Raw genomic sequence first — 20117 nt, 5'->3', positions numbered from 1 at the left:
ACGGACAAATTGAAAAAATGTTCATCCCTTGATTCGCTTTGAAGACATGATGCAACAAAAGATGATCACAAGTTTCTCATCTGTGTCATGGTTGGGAAACAGTCGCTTTTGCCGACTCAGGTTGTCCCCAGCTTCCGAAACGAATTTCCGAATTCTGCGCCGCGCGCCACGATTTCGCTGCATTTTGCCCAAAAGCACGTATGTAAGCAAATCATAATGTTCCGATAAATGAAGCATCTGCCTTCCGCCTGGCACCGAGGTATCCCCATCACCGATAGAACCGACAAGATAGCGCGGCGATTTCGCGCGAAAGATCGCAACCCATGAAGCCAACGGAAGGGCGCTCGCTCGATCTACGCTCCGCCATGTTCGGCTCAATGCATGGGCTGGTTGGCGTTGGCATTTTCTCGGCAGTGATAAACGTTCTCGCCTTGACCGGCTCCGTTTATATGCTCCAGGTCTACGATCGCGTGCTGCCTTCGCAGAGCGTGCCGACTCTTGTCGGATTCACGATCGGGATGCTGGGCCTGTACGCGGTCTACGGTCTCCTCGATTTCGTCAGGCTCCGGCTGCTGGTCCGCATCGGCAGCCGCCTGCATAGAAATCTGCAGCACAAGGCGTTCTCCGCCTCGCTTTCCCTGCCGCTCGTTGCCGGGCCTGATGCGAACCGGGTGCAGCCGCTTCGAGATCTGGATCAGTTGCGCGGCTTTCTTTCCGGCCTGGGGCCGACCGTCGTCTTCGACGTTCCCTGGATACCGTTTTACATGGTGGTCATCTACTTGCTGCACCCCGCGCTTGGCGTGCTTGCAACGCTCGGCGCGTTGGCTGTTGTGTTTGTGACGGTGGTCGCCGAAGTCGTCAGCCGCAAACCCGCGGCGCGAGCGTCTGAAACCCTCGTGGCACAGCGGCTTCTCGCTGATTCCGGTCGCCGCAACGCGGAGGTCGTTCAGGCAATGGGCCTTTCCGCGCGGCTCGGCCGACGTTGGGGTGAGATCAGCCATCTCTATCTCAGGAACCAGGAGCGGCTATCCGACATCGTCGGCGCAACGAGCTCATTGTCTAAGACACTCCGCATGGCCCTGCAGTCCTGCGTGCTGGGACTTGGCGCCTACCTTGTGATTGGCGGCGAGGCTTCACCAGGCGTGATCATCGCATCGTCCATACTGCTGGGCCGCTCATTGGCGCCGGTCGACGTGGCGATCGCGAACTGGAGAGGGTTTCTGGCCACCCGCCGAAGCTATTCCGACCTGGCGGCGGCGCTGAACGCTTTCGACAGCCAGAAAGAGATCATGGAGCTGCCGCGTCCGCAGACACAGCTTGTCGTCGAGGAACTGACGGTCGCGCCACCAAGTCTGCAGAAGCCGACGGTCATCAATGTCAGCTTCCGCCTGTCGAAGGGCGCGGGGCTGGCGATCGTCGGTCCGAGCGGCTCCGGCAAGACCACGCTCGTGCGCACCTTGGTCGGAGCATGGAAGCCGCTCCGCGGAACGGTAAGATTGGACGGCGCCTCGCTCGATCAATGGAATCCGGAGCTGCTCGGCGCCCATATTGGCTACCTGCCGCAGGACGTCGAGCTGTTCGACGGAACGATCGCCGATAACATTTCGAGGTTCGGCGGCCAGAGTGACGCAAGAGGCGTGCTGGCAGCAGCCAAGACCGCGGGCGTCGACAAGATGATCATGCGCCTGCCGGACGGTTTTCAAACGCGCATCGGCGAAGGTGGAGCGAACCTCTCGGCCGGGCAGAGGCAGCTCGTCGGGCTCGCCAGGGCACTTTATGGCGATCCATTCCTTGTCATCCTCGACGAACCCAATTCCAACCTGGATGCGGACGGCGACGTCGCGTTGGCCGGGGCGATCCTGGCAGTGCGCGAGCGTGGCGGCATCGCGATCGTCGTTGCGCATCGTCCCTCCGCTCTCGTCAACATCGATCAGGTACTCGTCCTGTCGAATGGGATGCTCCATTCCTTTGGTTCGCGCGAAGACGTTCTGGCAAATGTGATCCGGCCCTTCCCGCGTCCGGAGAGGCCAGGTGCCGTTGTACCGATGCAGAAAGGTGCAAGCGGGCATGTGTGAGGTGTCTTTCCGTGTCTGACGTGACCATGTCTTCCTTTGCCCCGGCCGCTGGCCCGAGCCAGTGGATTGGGACGAACCCGATCGATGAGCCGGATGGCATCCGGGCCAACCTTATTCTCGGTCTGGCAACCACTGCCCTGCTGGTCGTCGGCGGAGGACTATGGCTGGGGTTGACCAAGATTGCCGGCGCGGTGATTGCGCCCGCCACCGTGGTGGTCGAAAGCAGCATAAAGAAAGTCCAGCATCAAACCGGCGGCACCGTCGGCGGCATCTTCGCCCAGGATGGGGATCATGTGCAGGCCGGCGACATTCTGGTCAGGCTGGACGACACGGTGACACGGTCAAACCTGCAGATAGTCAGTGAAGACCTGGATCGCGCCAACGTTCGTCTGGCGCGACTTGAGGCTGAACGACGGGGTCTGCCGGAGATGCAGCTTCCACCCAGCCTTCGAGTCCGGATGGACGACCCGCAAGTGGCGGCGTTAGTCAGTGGCGAGCGCGCCGTATTCGAAAGCCGTGCCACCGCGCTGGCTGGCCAGAAGGCACAGTTGCAAAGCCGCTCGAAGCAATTGGAGCGTCAGATCGATGGCCTCAAGGCGCAGCAGGCGGCGATGGACGAGTCGCTGGCTCTGCTGACCAAAAGCCGTGCTGACGTCGAGGCTCTCTATGCAAAGAAATTGGTCTCGAAGGAGAGGCTGAGCAATGTTCAGTTGGAGGAGACGCGAACTCGCGGCGAGTCGGGACGCCTCCTCGCGGCCATCGCGGAAGTGCAGGCGAAAATCAGTGAGACCGACCTGCAGGTGCTTCAGCTCGACGACCAAATGCGCAGCGAGGTAACGGGCGAACTTCGCGAAACGGAAGCCAAGGAAACCGAGCTCAGCGAGCGCAAGGTGGTGGCGCAAGACGAACTCTCCAGGACCGACATCCGCGCCCCGCAGTCGGGAACGGTGCAAGAATCCTCTGTCCACACCGTCGGAGGCGTGATTGGTGCCGGGGAAGCGATCATGATGATTGTGCCCGATGCCGACAATCTTGTCGTGGACGCGCTCATTCCTCCAGCGCGAATAGACGACATTCATCCCGGACAGCGGGTTTCAATCCGTTTCCCGGCTTTCGACGTCGGAACCACGCCAGCGTGCGAAGGCTCGGTCAACCGCGTCTCCGCGGATCTGATCAAGGATCCGCAACGTGAGCTCTCATATTTTTCGGCGCGCATCGACGTCGAAAACGAGGCGGCCTGCCTGGCGGGAGAGAAGATACTCAAGCCGGGCATGCCCGCTGAAGTCCACATCAGCACCGACGAGCGCAATGTCTGGTCCTATCTCCTGAAACCCTTTACCGACCAGGTTTCCCGCGCCTTCAGGCAATAGGGCGTCGCCAATCGAGGCAGACCGGTTGCGCCCTCCCCGACCAAGGTGTGTAAGCCAGACCAAGTGGAGCCTCCGTCCCGATTCCATCGGGACGGAGCAGGCTCTATTGGATCGCGGAGGTTTCGAGGGCGCCGCCGAACTGCACCTCGATCGTATCTCCCGGCATCACCTCGGCGTCTTCTTCGGCCGGCTGTTTGCGCCATTCCTCGCCGACCTTGCGGACGATCGTGACCTGAGCCTCGATCCTCTCGCCGGCGACCGGCAGCGGCTGGGCGGACGCGCCTGTCGGCTGCAACTTCTGGCTGGCGGCGCGAAGTCTTGCGGTTGTGTCGGCAAGGCGTACGTTGGTATCCTTCAACTCGGTCAGGAGACCAATCCTTCTCAGATTCTCATTGCGCTCGAGCTGTCTGGTAACATCATCCTGCTGGCGTCGTGTTCTCATGAGCTCGACCGACGTTTCGAGTGCCCGGCTGGAAGAGAGAAGCACGCCGCGCCGGACTTCGGCGAGCCTGTCGTTGGTCAGGTTGCCTGCCTGAAACACTTTCGTTATCCGCGCCAGATCGGCCTCGTCGGCTTTGACTGCGTCCGCTTCGGCTTGCGAGCGCTTGAGCAGCATCTCTATCTGTTCCGCGGCATCCTTGGAGCTTTTTTCGAGATAGCTTTGCTCTTGCTGGAAGTTGTCCAGGGAGAGCTTCAGCCCTTCTGCTTCAGCCTGGGCGATTGCCGACACGAAAGTCGCTGACAGGGGTGACCCTTGTGGCGCCTGCATGTCGAATTTCGCCTGGTTCTGAAGTTCTGCCCGCAGGCGAGCGCTATGAAAATAGTCTCTGGTGTACTCCCCCCAAGCCCCTTCATAATCGCGCCGCAGATCCACCGGATCGGGGCCAACCTGGTTTGCTCGTGACCGCAAAAGGCTGAAACCGCCGGACACGGCAATCGCCTGCCGCACGGTCATCAGCGGCCGGTAGGCCTGCTGCCCGGGCGTGAGCACGTCGCCGGTGACGTAGATTGGCCGATATTCGGCGATCACGGCCGTCACGTCACTTGGCTTGATGACGATCATTTGCTCTCGGCCGTCGGTCAGGCGCTGATGAAATATCTTGGTCGGCAGAAGCGTCTCCATGCGCGTCTGCAATTCGGCCGACGTCAGGCCGGCGACCGAAACCATCCCGACTTCGGGAAGCGCGATCGTGCCGTCCATCTGCACCACGGCACGTTGTGTTCGTTCCGGGGCGGAAGCTATTCCTATCTCGACCGTATCGCCGGCGGAGATTCGGTAAGGGACCTGTGCGTCCGCTGCGGCCGCCATATCCATCACGAATAGCATGCCAAACACGGCGAGAAGCGTTCGATTAATCAATACCATTGCTGACAATCTCCTTCCGGTTCGAGCTCGGCTCTTCCGGCCAGTCGAGGCGAGTGACGAAGTCGTAGACTGGTCCTTTGGGCACGCCCCAGTTGCTGGACCAAATTACCTGTGAGCCGTCAGGCGATGGTGAGGCATGAGTCTCGCTTCGATAGTCGAGCTGAGTGCTTCTCGATTGCGCAATGCGTCGGACCTCCCCGCTGCCGTCGATGCGTAGCGCGATCACTTCCTGTGCATATGGCGCCCAGTCCGGGTTAGCCGATATTTCATCCGGATTACCGCCGAAGGTCACGAACACCCAGCCAGGCCTGGCCAGCGCACGCAGGGATGCATGCATGGCTTCGCCGTATTTCGTAAGCCGAGTGACCTTGCCATCGGACAGTCTGCGTTTGATCACCTGATACTTGTCCGGATCAGATTTGCTGATGCCTACGTAGACTTCGCTGCCATCTTCATCGACCGTCATGTCGCCGTGGCCTGGCCGGTGATGTTCAATCCACTTCTGACGCAAAGTGCCATCGACGCTGAAAATAAAGGCCTGTTGGATGCCGCTTATTATCTCCTGAAGGCATAGAATGCTGGTTCCGAGCGGAGAGATCGAACAGGCACCGTTGGTTCCGCCAAGCTGACCGAGCTCGATGTCCGGGAATTTCTTCCGCTCCTTGAGGTCATAGGCAAAAACCACCGCATCGCCATTCTCACGGAGCGCGCGCACGGCTATGCGATTACCGTCACGGCTTGGATTGCCCTTGCCTGGCCCGAAGTGCAGGTCACGATAGTCGTTCGAAACGAACAGGACATCTTCGTGATTGGTCCGTGGCGCCCAGGTCGACACTTGCCGCCCGGCAACACAGATCATCAGATCCGCGTTTTGCGGGTTCCACTCGCACTCAATTGATCGAGCGCGACGAAACAGCGGGGCATATGTGTGCCCATCCAGAAAGCACATGCCGTTGCAGCCGTTGGTGATGACGAGAAGGCTCTGGTCCGAATTCCAAGCTTGAGCGCTGGAATAACGATGGGTGCAGTATTCGTTGCCGCATGCAAGCCCGTTGCCAAGGACGCCGGGTTTGGTGATGCGCACGAACTCTGTCCCGAACGCCGGGTCCGTCGCCGGCTGCAAATAGCCGGGCAGCTCCATCGTCACCGGCATGACAAATTGTGCCGGCTCGCTGTTTTGTCGACTTCCGGCCGCAGGCAAATCCATGGACAGGCCGGCCACAAAGAACAGCAGAGCCAACGCACGCTGCCGAAAGATCATGTCATGTAACCCATTTCCCGCCGTACGCGGCCTTCGCTTAGGCGCCCCTTCCACCATCCAATGGTTCGCTCCAACCCATCGCGCAGGCTGGTCTGTGCTTGCCATCCGGTTTTGCTTTCGAGGCGCGAAGGATCTGCCAGCAGGGCTCGGACCTCAGAATTCTGAGGCCGCAGGCGGCGCTCATCGCGATGAACCGGCTTTTTGGTGCCGCTCAATTCGATGACCAGGTCCAATACGTCCGAGACGGTCACGGCACGCTGGGTACCGGCATTGTAGGCATGGCCGAATTCCAGATCGGCCGAACCCGCGGCCAGGAATGCCCTCGCCGTGTCTTCCACGAAAGTAAGGTCTCTGATCGGGCTTGTGTCTCCAACCATGATCGCCTGACAATTCGGATCGAGGGCCTGCCTTATGATGGTCGGCACGATGGCCCGCTCACTCTGGCGCGGGCCGTATGTGTTGAAGGGCCGCAGGATGACAACCGGGACATCGAACGACCTGGCGTATGATTCGGCCATCATGTCCGAGCCGATCTTGGACGCCGAATAGGGTGACTGGCCCTGTAGCGGATGGGATTCACTGATAGGCATGGTCAGCGCCGTGCCGTAGACCTCGCTGGTCGAGGTTTGCACCACACGCTCCGTCTCCCACTGCCGGGCCGCCTCCAGGACGTTCACCGTGCCCAGGATGTTGGTTTCTACATAGGATTGGGCTGCGGCATATGAGTATGGTATCGCGATAAGTGCCGCGAGATGGAACACCACCGCCTGGCCACGCATCACCCGGCTGACGAACGCACTGTCGCGAACATCGCCGCGGATGAGGTTCAGCTGGCTTCGAATGTTATCCGGCAAATCATCCAACCAGCCGTGGCTGTCGAAGGAATTGTAGAGGGCCATCGCCGTGACATCCGCCCCGCTCCGCACGAGCGCTTCGGTGACATGCGAGCCGATGAACCCATCGGCGCCAGTGACCAGAACTTTCCTGCCCTTGTAGTTCATAAGTAGGTGCCCCCTTGTAAGCGTGACGCGCTAACCTTGCTCTTGGATGCTGGTTTGCGGCGACGACCAGACCCGACCGACAACCGCGAGAAAACCACGCACCATCCAGACAATGTCTGAGATGATGGTGCGCTGCGGATAATAGGAAAGGTCGAGCTTGGCCTTGGCCGGAAATAGGACCTCGCGATAGAACAGCAGCGGATCACCGGACTGAGGGTAACAATGGGCTTCGTTGCGGTAGACAACTTGGGCCGGGCCGAGCAAGCCCGGCTTGTATTGCAGGATGTCCTCAAAGCCGCCGCGGAAACAATCGGCGAAGGCGAGACTCTCGGGACGCGGTCCGATAATCGCCATCTCTCCCTTCAAGACGTTCCACAATTGTGGCAGCTCGTCGAATTTGGTGGCGGCGAGGATTCGCCCTATTGTCGTCATGCGGCTGTCGCCGGCCACGGTCAGCGCGAAGCCATGGGAATCGCACCGCACATCGAATTTGCGGAACTTGTACATGCGAAAGGGCCGGCCGCCCGCACCCACCCGGGTCTGGGCAAAGAAGATAGGCCTGCCGCCTTCCAGAAACAGCGCCAAGGCAATCACCAGCATCAGCGGAGCAAAGATTATGGCTGCGGCCGCAGCCAATATGAGGTCGATTGCTCGCCTGGCGAGCCCATGGCTGGCCCTTGAGATGCCAGATCGGTGGAGAGAGAGGTCTAGGGCATTCATGCGGCGGTTCCTGCTTGGGCGCGGCCGTTGACCGCGGCGGCAAGAGCGACCACGACCGCTTCGACTACAGGCGCAGTGATCTGGGGATGCAGTGGCAATGTCAGCTCGCGCTGAGCAAAGTCCTCGGTCCGCGGTAAATGGATCCCGGGGGAAAGCTCGCGATAGAGCGTCATCTCGTGCACGGGCGGATAGTGAACGGTGGTTTGTATCCCCTCCGCACGCAATGCGTCGACAACGTCTTGCCTGTTGACGTAGCGTGGCAAGAGGACAGGCATGATGTGGTAGGCCGATGTCCGTGGTTCGTGGAACGGGATCGTCACGGCCGGGCAGTGTTTTGCGACGAGACGTCGATAGAGCATGACCAGGATACGCCTGATTTCGTTCCATTCCTGCAAGTTCTGCAGTTGGACCAGTCCGATTGCGGCCCGCATTTCGTCCATGCGATAGTTGAAGCCAAGCATGGTGACATCATAGTGCGCCGTACGGCTGTTCAGCCTCTGGTGCGTCCCTGAGGTCATCCCGTGTCCGCGGGCCTGGCGGATTTTCTCGAGCAGCTCGGGGTCCCGGGCGATCACCGCCCCGCCTTCCGCCGTGGTCATGTTCTTGTTGCCGTAGAAGCTGAAAGCGGCTGCGGTGCCGTACGTTCCGACCTCTTTCAAGCCCGGAGCGTGCGCGGCATCCTCAATGATGTGCAGCCCTCGGGACCGGGCGAACCTCTGCCATTCTTCCCGATTGGCCAGGTAGCCGGCGAAATGCACGAGAATGACCGCCTTGGTGCGTTCCGTGCACCGCGCCTCAGCTTCCGCGAGCGACATCAATGGTACGTCGACCGACTCGATATCGACAAAGACCGGGGTCGCGCCGACATAAAGAACCGCGTTTGCCGTCGCCACGAAAGTCATCGACGGGACCAAGACCTCGTCGCCTGGTCCGATGCCGAGCGCGTGCAGGATGAGATGGAGCGCTGCGGTGCAGGAGCTGACCGCGACGCTATCCTGCGCGTCGTGCGCCTTGGCGAAAGCCTCTTCGAAGGCTTTCACCTGCTCGCCCATCGTCAGCCAACTGCTGTCGATGACCTTGGACAAAGCTGTTTTCTCCGGCACACCCAAAATTGGGGCACTGACCAAGAGCATCATGACCTCCTAGATTGTTGACTGCGGGACTGGGCTTGGTGATTTCGTCACGCAGCCGTGGCAGTGACCTCGATCGAGGCCGACTGGTCTTCCCAGGAAATGGCTTGTGCACTCTGAAAGTCGTCGACGCGCCCGATATCGAGCCAGAGGCCATCGTGCTTGTACACGTGGACTGGCGTACCGTTCTGCATCATCTGCAGCATCAGGTCGTCGAACCCGAACGGTATGCCGGACGGAATGAACTGCATAACATCCGGGTTCATGCAGTAGATCCCCATGCTGACCAGATGCGAAAGCGTCGGCTTCTCGCGGAAGACCTGCACGGTGTTGTCGACTTCGTCTATGACGCCGAAGTCCATCTTGTGCAGGCGGGAAGCTGTGGCGATCGTCACCGGATCGTTGTGCTTGCGATGGGCTGCCACAAAGCGACTGATGCTTAGATCGGTAAGGACATCGCCGTTGAGAACGATAAAAGGCTCGTTCAACTCATCCCTGATCAAGGAGAGCGGTCCGATGGTGCCGAGCGGCTCCATCTCCTGGGTATATCGGATTTTCAGATTCCACTGCGAGCCATCTCCGCAGACCGTGCGGATCAGATGCCCGAGATATCCGGTGGTGATGTAGACTTCCTGGATACCGTTACGTCGTAGCCATTTCAGCAGCATCTCGAGAACCGGCCGAGCACCGATCGGCATGAGCGGCTTCGGCAAGACTGATGTGAAGGGACGAAGGCGTGTCCCCATGCCACCACATTGAATCACCGCTTTCATTTGCTTCTCCCGTGTTCGTTAGGCCTGATCACCATTGTCATGAGCCGGCCACCCTACCCCTGTTCATCACCCGGAAAGTCACGTTCTTGTTCCTTGATAAGGCCTGTGGGAAATCCCACAGACGCTTTGGTCCGGGCATCATAGGTTGGATGGTAAGTGGCGGTCGGGGTGGATGTCGTCGTGCATTCGAATGGTAACGATCCAGCCGTTCTGGTGTTCTATGGCTGAAGCTGTTCTGACGGGCGAAATCGGCGCCTCTCGAGGCGCCTGTCGCAAGGTAGGCGGAGGGTGCTGCGGCCAGGGTTACTGGGTTCAGAACGGATGTCTGACAAGGTCAGGTGGTCCTGTTAACGGCAGTTCAAAAAAAAAGAAGCGTTTTCCGTTATCTAGGATTATATTAGCAATCTGGCGTCTGTGGTGTGGGGCACCGCTGGCGTTGACTGGATGAATCGACGAGCGGATGGGCACCCTTTCAAGTCCATCGCCGTTCAATCCATTCAGAGTGCGTTGGGGTAGTTCAAAATGTACCGAATCGTTATCGCCGACGATCATGGCTTGTATCGTCGTGGCCTGCGGTTGGCACTGACCGCAGGTATTCCCGGTGTCGAGATTTTTGAGGCGTCGTGTTTCGATGCCGTGCTCAGCCTGTTGGCCGAGCAGGCTTTCGTCGATCTGGCCGTTCTGGATCTGAACATGCCGGGATTGTTCAACCAGGAAGTGCTCAGCGGCATCCTGTCGGCATATCCGGATACGCGATTTGCGATCGTCTCCGGAAATGATTCACGCGCGGAAATACTGACGGCTCTTTCGATCGGGCTTCACGGTTATATCGTAAAGTCGCAAAGAGACGAGGAGGTCGTGCTGGCCGTCAACGAAATCCTTGCGGGCCGCATCTACGTCCCCGCACTTCTGTCGCGTCCAGGTGCGGGGCAAACAACTCACGTACCTATGCCTCCGGAGCAAATCCAGCCCCGACGTACCAACAGTGCCAATCTTGGCAGGTTGACTTCGAGGCAACAGGAAGTGCTCAAGCTGATGGCGGAAGGATATTCGAACAAGGAAATTGCGCGCGATCTGGAAATTGCCGAGGCGACGACCAAAATCCATGCCGCTGCGGTGCTGCGTGAGCTTGGGGTGCGGAATCGGACAGAAGCGGCCGTTTTGCTGAAGACTTGGCTTACAAAGAATGCCAACTAATGCATGTCGCGCGAAAGCATGCCCTCGGGCTTGACCCGAGGGTGGGCAGCGGTTTTGCGATAGCGACATCCATAAACAACAATCCGAAGCGCGTCGCACAAGGTCGGTCAAACGCGACGCGCTTTAACGCGGCGCGCCCTTATTGGACGCGCAAAGGACACCCGGACCTCCAAATCTGCATTCTGCCTTCCAAAAATCGACTCCGAGCCGATGTGTTAAAGGCCGATTTCCTTGCGCGACAGCTTTAGCGAATACCGCAGCCCGTGATCCGACATTTCCAGCTTGGGAGAATGACCGACAAGCGGCGCCCCATCGACGCCGATTATCATCGAACCGAAACCGTGACGAACAACATTTGAAGTTCGCCGCCGCCCCGATTCCAACCATTCGAAGACGACGTCACTGCCGGCGTCCTCGGATGCGAAGGTCCAATTTACCTCGATCCGGCCTTTTGAATCGCCAAGTGCGCCATGTTTCATGGAATTGGTCGTGAGTTCGTGCACAATCATCGCAAAACTCTCGGCGGCGCCTCCCGACATGGAGACGGAAGGACCGCTCACGGCGATGTCACGTGTTCCCATATACGGTTGCAATTCCTGAACGACGAGATCGTGGAGCATCGCCGACTGGTTCCCCTTGCCCGAAAGGAGCAGATGCGTTGCCTCAAGCGCACGAATCCGGTCGATCAGCGTCTCCTTGTATTTGGCGACATTGTTGTCTGGGACATTGACCATTTTCACGAGCGCGGTGATCACCGGGAACAGGTTGCTGAATCTATGGCGTTGCTCGAGCATGATGCGCTCACGCTTCTTTGCCGCGGCGCGCAGCAGTGTGGTTTGCCGTCGTTCGGTCAGGTCTGCGGCCACTCCAAGCCGCTGCGGATGATTATCGTGTTTATCCTCCCTTCCGCGCAGAGCCACCCATCGGATATGTCCGTCCGGCCGCCGGACGCGTATTTCAATGTCGTAATCCGTGACCGGCGCGAGCTTTCTCGATGCTGCCAGCTTTGGCCAATCCGCCGGATGAACGACAGCTGCCAGTTCCTCCAGGAGGCGGCTTGCGGCTGGGGGCAGGCCGAGAATGTCCCAGAATGTGCCCGACCCTGTGACGGTCCCCTCCTTGAGGTCGATCCGCCACGTGGCCAGGCGTCCGGCGGACAAAGCAAGATCCAGCCACTCCTTTTGAGCCCGGAGCGCTTCGTGCGCGGCGCGTCGCTCCGAAATATCATCGACCACCACAAAGATGCTCTCGGGGAGAACCCCATCGGGCACGGATGAAGACAGGGTCAGCCGGGCCCAGAATGCCGTACCATCCTTTCTTGACAGGCGGACCTCCGAACCAAACGAGGCGGCGTCATTACCAAGGCCCGCCAACAATTGCGCCAGGGCGTCGCGGTCGTCTGGATGGACGAGTGTCTTGAGCCGCAATTGGGCAAGCTCCTCCTCCTTGTAGCCTGTCATCTCACAAAGGCGTCTGTTGGACTGTAGAAGCTCGCCTTTCTCGTTGGAGTTTGCGAATCCCATGGCGGCACGTTCAAACGCCCAGCGGTAGCGACCCTCGGTTGCTTCGACGGCAGCCAGCCTGGCTTCTGCAACTCCCACCACCTCATGCAAGTCCTTTCGCAGCCGATGGAACGTCATGGCGATCACCCCGCCCGAGACCAGAAGCAAGATGGCGCGTGCCCAATCTTCATTGGAAATTTGACTCAGCCCCCGTGCCCATAGGCCGACAGCCACCATCAGAATCGTCGCCGCAAGCGCGGGCACCCGGTCTTCAAGGTAGGCGATAATAATAATCGCTGGAATAAATTCCAGAAAACTCGCAGTTCCTCCAAGATATACTGATGATTTTATCTCAAACATCAGTGTAGCGAACAATACCAGTAGAGAGGCAAGATGAGTCAGCATTCTGCTCGTCGGGTTCGAATTGGACCGAGGCGGATGCAATTTCATAGGCATAGACTACAACCTTCGGACTAGCCCGTCGAGACTAGAGCAAGAAACGTACAACCTAGTACGACTGCCGGATTGCCACATCACTATCGTGGGGCGCATTTTATCAAGGGCGGGGGGAGCATGACTTCGGTCAGAACTCCTCAGAAGATACAGGGTTTCTAAATGGCGGACGACATTTTTGTCAACCGGCATATAGGAAACTGTTTTGTAAATCCCGGGTAGATTACTTTGGGCTGGCGAAACTTTTGGCAGGGGGTTAAAAAAATGACACTGGTTGATAGGCACACCGAGGCCGCTACCGGCCGATACATTGTGATGAGAACTAAGTATGACCGTGAAGCGAATGCAAGGCGGCCATCTTATACTTATCCTTCGGACCGCGCATCAAATCGATCGGACGCAGAGATCGAGGAGCCGAAGGTACGCAGTCTGGAATCCATAACCGGCATGCTTGATCGCATCGGCTGCGGCTATCTCATCCTGAACCGCGAAAGGAAAGTCGTCGAATGGAACGCAGCCGCTCAGGCTACGCTGGCGCGTCAGGGCGAAGCGGCTGATACGGCCAGCGAGCTCTCGGTCGCGTTAAGGCGTCTGATCGCGAATGTTCCGGCCAATTTCGTGCCGGGCTCATTGTCCTGGGTGGTGATCCGCTGCGCCGGCGACAGGCCGGTGATATTGAACGAGACGGGGGCTATCGCTCCTGATGGTACGAGCATCGTGGCGCTGCTCGACCGTGAGAGCAGGTCCGGGCCAAATCCGCACACGCTTCAAAAGATGTTTGGCCTGACGGGCGCGGAAACGAACCTCGCTTTGCGCCTGGCCCAGGGCGATGCGCCCTTGGAGATCGCCCGCAGCTGGCGGCTCAGCCGCACCACCATTCGTTCCCAGCTTGCCTCGCTCTTCGCCAAGACCGAAACGAAACGTCAGGCTGAATTGGTCGCTCTTCTGGGGCGCATCTCGGTTCTGCCATAGAGCGCCGTTTTGAGCCTGTCATCGGGCGGTGTCATCCGCCCGGTGACGAAGGCAATCGGAATCAGAACCGTTTCAACATAGTTGAGCATCTGACGGCGCCAACCGCGCCTGATAAGCCGGCGTACGATTTCAGGGGACGTATTCTCGGGATCCGGTGGAATTCGAGAGGGTTGAAATGAATTCGAAAGGCGACAATTCGAAAGGCCGACAAGTTGGACAATGATCCATACAACAGATCCATTCGATCGCAATCAGATCGCTCCGTGATGAGCCTGGCCCGCAAGGGTCCAATCGTCGTCACCGGCGCCGCCGGCTTCATCGGATTTCACGTGGCCTTGCGGCTTTTGCATCTTGGTGTGGAAGTCGTGGGCGTTGATAATTTCACACCCTATTACGATCCAAGACTCAAGGAAGCACGATTCGCGCGTCTCTGTGCCGAGCCGGGGTTCATTCCGTTGCGAATGGATCTGGCGGACCAGGCGTGCGTGAAGTCGCTGTTTTCAGACTTTCGGCCGTCACACTTTGTGCATCTCGCGGCTCAGGCCGGCGTGCGTTATTCGCTGCTTGACCCGCATGCTTATGTGCAATCGAACATCGTGGCATTTCTCAATGTGCTTGAAGGGTGCCGGCAAGTCGGCGTCAGCCACCTCGTCTACGCCTCGTCGAGTTCCGTCTATGGCGCAAATCGAACGATACCTTTTTCCGAACACCATGGCGCCGACCATCCCGTCAGCTTCTACGCCGCAACCAAGCGTTCAAATGAATTCATGGCGCATTCCTACAGTCATCTGTTCGGCCTGCCCGCGACCGGACTGCGCTTCTTCACCGTTTACGGCCCCTGGGGCCGGCCCGACATGGCGGTCTACATATTCACGCGCGCCATCATCGAGGGGAAGACAATCGAAGTGGCCAATGCCGGACGTGTCTGGCGAGACTTCACCTATATCGACGACATCGTCGAGGGCGTGGTTCGAACGCTCGCCTCGCCGCCAAGCGCCGATTCGAATTGGGATGCTTATACAGCTGATCCTGCTACAAGTTCCGCACCGCATCGCGTCTACAATATTGGCAATGACCGGCCCGAGGAGATCAATCGGCTGATTTCGATCATCGAAGCAGCCGTTGGCCGTCGTGCACTGCGCAAGGATGTACCTTTGCCACCCGGCGACGTTCTGGAGACTCGCGCCGACGTCAGCGACCTTCGCGAGGCTGTCGGTTTCGCACCGGCAACAACGCTCGAGGACGGCGTGCATCGCTTTGTCGAATGGTATCGACAATTTCATGGGGCCGATGCCGAGCTGCGCACGCAGCAACAAACCCTGATGCATGTATGAGCATCAGTCGCCTCTGTCGAGGCGCGGCGACGCCCGAGCGCAGCGAGTACGAAATTGAGATCCAAAGCTCCACCGGCCGCAACTTCAGAGTTGCCAGGCCGGCGGAGGTCTTTCAGCTGAGATCTGCCTCGCATCGCTCGCAGAATGGACGTTTAGATCCAGGAAAAGTGCGCAGCAATTTTCCCGGGAAAAGCGCGTAGCGCTTTCCCTAGGTGTGAGCTCTCGATAGGTTGTCCATTCGGACCGAACGGAGGAGACTGGAGTTACCAGGCTTCAGCACTCATGAGACCTCAGATCGACAAGCCCAAGACCTTCCGGTCTGGACCCACATGTACAATTGGCACAGGCCCCATGGCAGCCTAGGCTCAAAGCCGCCAATCAGCCGCCTCGCTCGTCCCCTGGTTCAGCGGGTAAAGGCATCGAATCTGGCGGGGTAACACGACCGCTCAGAACGGCTGCGACAGCTTGAGGTCAGTGCAAGAACCAGTATCGCAGCTGGCGGTTAACGGTGCTCGTTTTGAGCGAGGTCAGCGCAAAGAGCAGCCCCGGCATGATCTTCAATCGTTTGCTGATAAAGATCGCCATGGCCACGTTCCAGACAGCCAGGGCAAGCGCGAGACCTACTGCGGCGCCAAGTGGACCGTAGAGCTCTATTCCCACCGCACAGCCTATGAGGCCGGCGGCCGCGCCGACGATCATGGCTACGGCCGCCGCCCATTCGTTGCCGGTCATCGTCAACAGGTTCAGCTGCGGTCCGCACAATGCGACAGCGACATATCCGAGCATCAGTACTCGCGCGATGGGCGCTCCTGTGCTGAAATCATCGCCGAACCAACTCATGAGAGGTTTGACAATCACAACCAGGGGGGCAGCCATGGCAATGGCGCCGCAGGCCGAAAGTATCGAGGCGCGTGAGAATAGCTGCTGCAGACCCTTGCGGTCGCCTTGGGCATGAAGGGCCGCTGCCGCCGGCGAAAACATCACCCCGACGGCAGCCACGGAAAGACCCACAAGCAATGCGACGTTCAGGCCCAAGGCGAAGATTCCTGCATCCTTGATATGACCTGTCCAGCCCAGCACCATGACGCCGGCGCGATTGATGAAAACATCAAGCCCGGCCATGAGCATGATTGGCGGAACCACGGCCCACCACTCTTGCGACGCGTCGCTGGGCTCAGTTTGCCGCAAGCCGGTCGGCTGAAATCTCGTTGCGAGGATATACACCAGTGCGACAGTAATGCCCGAGCTTATCAATACAGTCTTCATCACCAAGGTGGCGTCAAGGGTCCACGATCCCGACAAGGCCGCCACTCCCAGCAACGTCAACAGCAGGCCGTCGCGCACTATGCGTTCCGGCAAAAGGGCTGAGACGCCGCCGCCGAAAGAACGGACAAGTGTGGCGCCCAAGGCGTAGGCGGTGACCAGTGGCACTGCCGCCATGCCTAGAAGCTGGCTGATTTCAAGTTCCTTGTGAGAAGGATCCGAAAAGAAAAAGATCAAGGCGGCGCCTGTGACGCCGAACAGTGTCGCCGCTGCCAGTGCTCTTTGCAGAGCGAACCTGATTACGCCATGTGCCAGGTCAAGCCGCCCTTTGGCCCGGTAGGCGGACACGAAGCGCAACAGGGATATATTGAAACCAAGTGTTGCAAGGTAGGCAAGCACGGAGGTCCAGGACAGGACGTAGGAATAGATGCCGTAACTGGTGGAACCGACGAGGCGCGCAATCAACAATTGCGCCAGGCTGGTCAATCCCGCGCCGCCGACATAGATCATAAGAGCGAAGACGGTGGCATAGCCGAGACTTCGGCCCATGTCTTGGTTGGGGCGCGAAACGACATCTGCCGCGGCAAGAGGGACTGCACGAGTTCGTGCCGTCTTCACATCCCCATAGTCATCGCCGTTGGCGTCGAACACCTCATGATCCTCGCGACCTTGGACCGCAGGTCGACCTCCGGCTTGCAGAATTTTCGAGATTATCTTCTGCTCGACACACTCGATGCCTTCTAACGAGGACCGATCGTTGAGAGTGTCGATCGGAATGATTTTCCGATTGGATTCGTCAAGAATATCATTCAAGCTTTGAAACACCCCAAAAGCGCGCATGCTTGTGTCAAAATCCGTCTCGAAAATTCGCTCCGCAGGCGCCTCATGCTCAATCCGCTGCTGCAACCGGGTCTGCACGATCGAGCGTGGCGCCACAACTCGGAGCGTGAAATCAGCTTTGGGCGCGAGGCTGAGGGCGTTTGCGAGCGCGGCCTTGTCTGCGGTTCCATTGAGCATTGCCAGCGATGCAACCGCCTGGACATAGCCCTGATCGAATATGACCACGTCTGTGGACTGCTTCGCCTCATCCCAGCGGCGCGAAAGTTTCAATATGTGCTGCCAGAGCCGGGCCCGCCATATTCGTTTTTTTGGCGGGATCATTCTTGTCATGGAAAGCGACGTCGACAGGTCTTTGATTCTGCCTCTTGGAGAGAGCAATATTTTCAACGTTGAAAATATTGCCGACAAGATCCTGAAAATAGCCAGAAAGATTCCAAGGTCGACGCTCGATCCCCTTTCGCGAGGCGCGTGACCGGGGGCGACCCTGGCATTGTACCCCTGCCCGCGAAGCCGCCGGGCAAGGGCGTGAGCAAAGGTTCTCTTGCCAGATCCAGGCGGCCCGAAGAGTTCAATGATCATGGGTCAAATCCGATCGTGGCGATACCGGCGCGATTTTCGCGACTGCTTGGAAGCCGCTTGTGGCTCTCATGACGCTCTCTCGAGCAAAAGATCAGCGCTGTCCCCGAAATGATAGCCGGCGTGCTTCTTGAGATCGACCTGCGTGAGAACGCTCCCTACAGGGATCGAAGTCGACGCATCGCTCGCAAGCGGCTCCAGAACACCGCGCGCGATGCTGCGTCGTGTCTTGCCCCAGCGGATGGCGAAAAGAACCGCGTCAGCCCAGCCCGTCAGAAGCCCGGCCTCTGGTCCTGCAAGTCCCAGTGGTCCATTTATGATGACGACGTTATAGATCGACTGTAGCTCATCCGTGAACAGCGAACTGTCGGCCGTGGACAGCAGCGCCAGCAGATCCTCCGATGGCGCAAGAGCCATGAAGTCGATCCCGATTTCAGGCATTCCGACGGTTGCATCGTGCAAGGCACAGCGGTCATTCACATAGTCTCCGAAGAAATTGTGTGGCTTGTGCGCTGTGAACTCGTCCAGAAACTCGTTCGTGAGGCGCACGCCCGTGCTGTCAAGATCGAGGAAAAGCACTTTGCCTCCCAGTCGGGTGGCTGCCAAGGCCAGGCTCCAAGCAAGCTCGGTCTTGCCATCATCCTGTACGCTGGACGTGACGAGAATGACATGCGATGAGCGGTCCCTAGCCGGCTTGGGCGCTGCGGCAACAAGTAGGGACGTTATGGCACGGCTGTATCTGGACTTCTGCTGGGCTAAAACCAGCTGCTGCAGCCGCTTGGCGTGCATTGTGGGAGCTTGAGGTATCAGCCCCAGGCAAGGTATCCCGAGCGCTGCTTCAGCTTCGGCCACGCCGCGCAGAGTCTGATCGAGGCGGTTGCGAAGAACGACAAAGGCCCCGCCTATGAGGCCAAACACGACCATGCCGGGTGGGATAAGGAAAATTGGCGACAGGGTCCTTGGATTCGTCGGCGGCCATGCGGCTGAAAGGACCGAGACTCCGGCCGAGGGCGATGCAATGCGCTGTTTCAACTCCTGCTGTTGCGTCAGGAGCTGATTGTATCGCTGCGTCAGGATACTGACCTGCGGCTCAAGCGCACGCAGCCCGGACAGCCGGCCGGCTGTATCGGCCGCGACCGCATCGAGCACGTTCTTGCGTGTCTCCAGAGTCGTGATCTGGGTACGGTAGATCTCCGCTTCCGCGGCGATACGGGCAGTGCCTCGTTCTATCTCGAGGTTGATCGCATTGGTCAAGTCCTCATTGGCCGTGCCGCTGGCCTGGCGCACCGCGAGGTCGGCCAGCACCTGTGACCCCATCGCTTCGGCGAGTGCGGTGACCGACGCCCCTTGCTTTTGCAGGTCCTGAATATGTTGAAGACGAGCTTCCGAGGCTGACAAATCCGCTCTCGACAAGGAAATCTGCTGACTGAGATCGGCCGTCTCCCTGGCGGCGCTGTCCGCGGCGCCTTGATCAACGGCGCCATGGCTCAGCCGATACTTCTCCAGGCGATCGGTCGCTTCCGCCAGATCGCTTTGCACTCCCGGCAAGGCGGCAACGATCGAGGCGAGTTCCAGCTTGTCCGATGCCTGATGTCTCGTTGCGAGATCGTCGATGTACAATTGGGCAAAGGTATTAGCCACCATGGCCGCGCGCGTCGGATCGTTATCGGTGAAGCCGACCGTGATCACTCTCGATCGCAGTTCCTGCCCAACTCTCAAGTCCTTTCGCAACGCCTTCAGTTCAGCCGCATCCAGGTCCTCCGGTTTGCTCTGCGGCCAAATTCTGCTGAATAGACCACCTGCAAAAGAGCGCGAATTCGATTGGCCGTCGCCAACGGGGTTGGGGCGAGAATCGCCGGTTCCGGAATCACTTTGTGCAGCAGTGCCGCTAGCCTCCATTTTGCGTAATGCCGCCGCAACGCGACGCAGATGCCCTTGCGACGTGAGCGTGGTTATATTGTCGTCAATGGTGGCATCCAGCATCCCCGCATCCGTGCCGTTAGGCCCGACCCTGCCGGGAGCATCTAGAATGATTTGCGTGGTCGCCTCGAACTCGACAGAGCGAGCAAGACCCGCGAGTCCGGCCAAAACACCGCCTAGGACGACCATGCCCAGCAGGAACCATTTTCGTCTCGCGATGGTCGTGAGAAGTTGATGTAAGGGGTTCTCCGTATCGATCTGCTCACGCAGCGGCCGCCTCATGCGTGGCTTGGTCTCACGCGCGCTTACATGCATCTCAGTCGCACGCGGAAGTTGAATGCGGCTGACTATGGAACCTTCCATC

Annotated in this window: 14 protein-coding genes and 1 pseudogene; 6 read left to right on the top strand and 9 right to left on the bottom strand. The window is 58.9% G+C overall.

The window, feature by feature from the left end; translation table 11 throughout:
- Positions 1-323 precede the first annotated feature (323 nt).
- Positions 324-2075, top strand: a complete 1752-nt coding sequence (locus OHD62_RS28460) for a type I secretion system permease/ATPase (protein ID WP_263789959.1) — start codon at positions 324-326, stop codon at positions 2073-2075.
- Positions 2076-2101: 26 nt separating this feature from the next.
- Entirely contained in the window at positions 2102-3445 is a 1344-nt protein-coding gene (locus OHD62_RS28455; protein ID WP_318528629.1) for an HlyD family type I secretion periplasmic adaptor subunit, read from the top strand.
- Positions 3446-3548: 103 nt separating this feature from the next.
- Here the strand turns inward: OHD62_RS28455 and OHD62_RS28450 are convergent, their stop codons facing one another.
- Genes OHD62_RS28450 through OHD62_RS28425 form a run of 6 tightly spaced genes read right to left on the bottom strand, consistent with a single transcriptional unit; the run spans position 3549 to position 9696 of the window.
- The gene (locus tag OHD62_RS28450; RefSeq protein WP_263789956.1) at positions 3549-4811 is read right to left on the bottom strand and encodes a polysaccharide biosynthesis/export family protein; all 1263 of its coding nucleotides are present in this window, start codon (positions 4809-4811) and stop codon (positions 3549-3551) included.
- Positions 4798-6072, bottom strand: coding sequence for a hypothetical protein (locus OHD62_RS28445; RefSeq protein WP_263789954.1), 1275 nt, complete (start codon positions 6070-6072; stop codon positions 4798-4800). The genes OHD62_RS28450 and OHD62_RS28445 overlap by 14 nt, the downstream gene beginning before the upstream one ends.
- Positions 6069-7073 carry an SDR family NAD(P)-dependent oxidoreductase gene (locus OHD62_RS28440; protein WP_263789952.1) on the bottom strand — a complete coding sequence of 335 codons (1005 nt, stop codon included), beginning with the start codon at positions 7071-7073 and terminating at the stop codon, positions 6069-6071. Before OHD62_RS28440 ends, OHD62_RS28445 begins: the two co-directional genes overlap by 4 nt.
- Positions 7074-7103: 30 nt before the next feature.
- Positions 7104-7793, bottom strand: a complete 690-nt coding sequence (locus tag OHD62_RS28435; RefSeq protein WP_263789950.1) for a sugar transferase — start codon at positions 7791-7793, stop codon at positions 7104-7106.
- Positions 7790-8926: a DegT/DnrJ/EryC1/StrS family aminotransferase gene (locus OHD62_RS28430; RefSeq protein ID WP_263789948.1), complete on the bottom strand. Its 1137-nt coding sequence runs from the start codon at positions 8924-8926 to the stop codon at positions 7790-7792. Before OHD62_RS28430 ends, OHD62_RS28435 begins: the two co-directional genes overlap by 4 nt.
- 47 nt (positions 8927-8973) lie before the next feature.
- The gene (locus OHD62_RS28425; RefSeq protein ID WP_107647721.1) at positions 8974-9696 is read right to left on the bottom strand and encodes a nucleotidyltransferase family protein; all 723 of its coding nucleotides are present in this window, start codon (positions 9694-9696) and stop codon (positions 8974-8976) included.
- A 522-nt stretch (positions 9697-10218) separates the two neighbouring features.
- On the opposite strand from OHD62_RS28425, the gene OHD62_RS28420 reads away from it, so the two are divergent.
- Positions 10219-10893: a LuxR C-terminal-related transcriptional regulator gene (locus OHD62_RS28420; protein WP_263789944.1), complete on the top strand. Its 675-nt coding sequence runs from the start codon at positions 10219-10221 to the stop codon at positions 10891-10893.
- A gap of 215 nt (positions 10894-11108) precedes the next feature.
- Here OHD62_RS28420 and OHD62_RS28415 read toward each other — a convergent pair whose 3' ends face one another.
- The gene (locus tag OHD62_RS28415) at positions 11109-12800 is read right to left on the bottom strand and encodes a PAS domain S-box protein (RefSeq protein WP_263789943.1); all 1692 of its coding nucleotides are present in this window, start codon (positions 12798-12800) and stop codon (positions 11109-11111) included.
- 276 nt (positions 12801-13076) lie between these two features.
- Here OHD62_RS28415 and OHD62_RS28410 point away from each other — a divergent pair, with 276 nt between their 5' ends.
- From OHD62_RS28410 to OHD62_RS35770, 3 genes and pseudogenes are all read left to right on the top strand, one after another.
- On the top strand, positions 13077-13820 hold the full coding sequence (locus OHD62_RS28410) for a helix-turn-helix transcriptional regulator (protein WP_263789941.1): 744 nt from the start codon (positions 13077-13079) through the stop codon (positions 13818-13820).
- Positions 13821-14086: 266 nt separating this feature from the next.
- Positions 14087-15154, top strand: coding sequence for an NAD-dependent epimerase/dehydratase family protein (locus OHD62_RS28405; RefSeq protein ID WP_263789939.1), 1068 nt, complete (start codon positions 14087-14089; stop codon positions 15152-15154).
- A gap of 290 nt (positions 15155-15444) precedes the next feature.
- A pseudogene (locus tag OHD62_RS35770) lies at positions 15445-15591 on the top strand (hypothetical protein); the annotation flags it as partial.
- Positions 15592-15625: 34 nt separating this feature from the next.
- Here OHD62_RS35770 and OHD62_RS28400 read toward each other — a convergent pair.
- Positions 15626-17836, bottom strand: coding sequence for an oligosaccharide flippase family protein (locus tag OHD62_RS28400; RefSeq protein WP_263789935.1), 2211 nt, complete (start codon positions 17834-17836; stop codon positions 15626-15628).
- Positions 17837-17902: 66 nt separating this feature from the next.
- Positions 17903-20116 carry a GumC family protein gene (locus tag OHD62_RS28395; RefSeq protein WP_263789934.1) on the bottom strand — a complete coding sequence of 738 codons (2214 nt, stop codon included), beginning with the start codon at positions 20114-20116 and terminating at the stop codon, positions 17903-17905.
- Between the last annotated feature and the right edge of the window lies 1 nt (position 20117).

It is taken from the genome of Mesorhizobium sp. YC-39 (genome assembly GCF_025753795.1).
Lineage (GTDB): Bacteria > Pseudomonadota > Alphaproteobacteria > Rhizobiales > Rhizobiaceae > Mesorhizobium.
Note: the sequence above shows the minus strand (reverse complement) of the source record. Positions and strands in the feature narration are given on the sequence as shown.